Origin of the sequence: Bacillus sp. EE-W1 (assembly GCF_009760835.1) — a bacterium.
GTDB lineage: Bacteria > Bacillota > Bacilli > Bacillales > Bacillaceae_G > Bacillus_A > Bacillus_A wiedmannii.
On record NZ_WIPE01000018.1, the window covers coordinates 1 to 1719 of the forward strand.

Here is a 1719-nt window from a genome sequence, read left to right on the forward strand (position 1 = left end):
TTTAAAAATTAATTAATTTTTAAAATATAAGTCTAGGAATATTTGAATAAATCTAAATTATCGTGTAGAATAATGTTGTAAAATGTAAACGTTTTTCTAAGGGGAGGCTAAAAAGAATGGTAGTAGCATACAAACATGAGCCATTTACAGATTTTTCAGTGGAGGCTAACAAATTAGCGTTTGAAGAAGGTTTAAAGAAAGTAGAATCTTATCTTGGACAAGACTATCCATTAATTATTGGGGGAGAAAAAATCACTACAGAAGACAAAATTGTTTCTGTAAACCCTGCAAATAAAGAGGAACTTGTTGGTCGCGTTTCAAAAGCAAGCCGTGAGTTAGCTGAAAAAGCAATGCAAGTAGCGGATGAAACATTCCAAACTTGGAGAAAATCAAAGCCAGAAATGCGTGCAGACATTTTATTCCGTGCTGCAGCAATCGTTCGTCGCAGAAAGCATGAATTCTCTGCTATTCTTGTAAAAGAAGCAGGTAAACCATGGAATGAGGCAGATGCTGATACAGCAGAAGCAATCGACTTTATGGAATATTATGGTCGTCAAATGTTAAAATTAAAAGACGGAATTCCAGTAGAAAGCCGTCCAATTGAATATAATCGTTTCTCTTACATTCCATTGGGAGTAGGTGTTATCATTTCTCCTTGGAACTTCCCATTCGCAATTATGGCAGGTATGACAACAGCTGCTTTAGTTTCTGGTAACACAGTATTACTAAAACCAGCTAGTACAACTCCTGTAGTAGCAGCGAAATTCATGGAAGTGTTAGAAGAAGCTGGCTTACCAGCTGGCGTAGTAAACTTCGTTCCAGGTAATGGTTCTGAAGTTGGTGACTACTTAGTAGATCACCCTCGTACACGTTTCGTGAGCTTCACTGGATCTCGTGATGTAGGTATCCGTATTTATGAGCGTGCAGCGAAAGTAAACCCAGGCCAAATTTGGTTAAAACGCGTTATCGCTGAAATGGGTGGTAAAGATACAATCGTTGTTGATAAAGAAGCAGATCTTGAATTAGCAGCTAAATCTATCGTAGCATCAGCATTCGGATTCTCAGGACAAAAATGTTCTGCATGTTCTCGTGCAGTAATCCATGAAGATGTATACGATTACGTATTAAATCGTGCTGTTGAATTAACGAAAGAATTAACAGTTGCTAATCCAGCTGTTTTAGGTACAAACATGGGTCCTGTTAATGACCAAGCTGCATTTGATAAAGTGATGAGCTATGTTGCAATTGGTAAAGAAGAAGGTAGAATCTTAACAGGTGGCGAAGGAGACGATTCTAAAGGCTGGTTCATCCAACCAACAATCGTTGCTGACGTTGCAGAAGATGCTCGCTTAATGAAAGAAGAAATCTTCGGACCAGTAGTAGCATTCTGTAAAGCAAAAGACTTTGATCATGCACTTGCAATTGCAAACAATACAGAATACGGTTTAACAGGTGCTGTTGTTACTAATAACCGTGACCATATTGAAAAAGCACGTGAAGAATTCCATGTGGGTAACTTATACTTCAACCGTGGATGTACTGGTGCAATCGTAGGTTACCAACCATTCGGTGGCTTTAACATGTCTGGTACAGACTCTAAAGCTGGTGGCCCTGACTACTTAGCACTTCACATGCAAGCAAAAACTACTTCTGAAACTTTATAAGAAATAGTAGAAGAGATCTTCGCAGTCTGCGAAGATCTCTTTTTTTTTTTTTTTT

At 38.3% G+C, this 1719-nt stretch carries 1 protein-coding gene; it reads left to right on the forward strand.

What is annotated here, in order from left to right; genetic code table 11:
- Positions 1-116 precede the first annotated feature (116 nt).
- Complete coding sequence (pruA, locus tag GFJ36_RS01390) at positions 117-1664, forward strand: L-glutamate gamma-semialdehyde dehydrogenase (RefSeq protein ID WP_087982225.1); 1548 nt, start codon at positions 117-119, stop codon at positions 1662-1664.
- Positions 1665-1719: the final 55 nt, after the last annotated feature.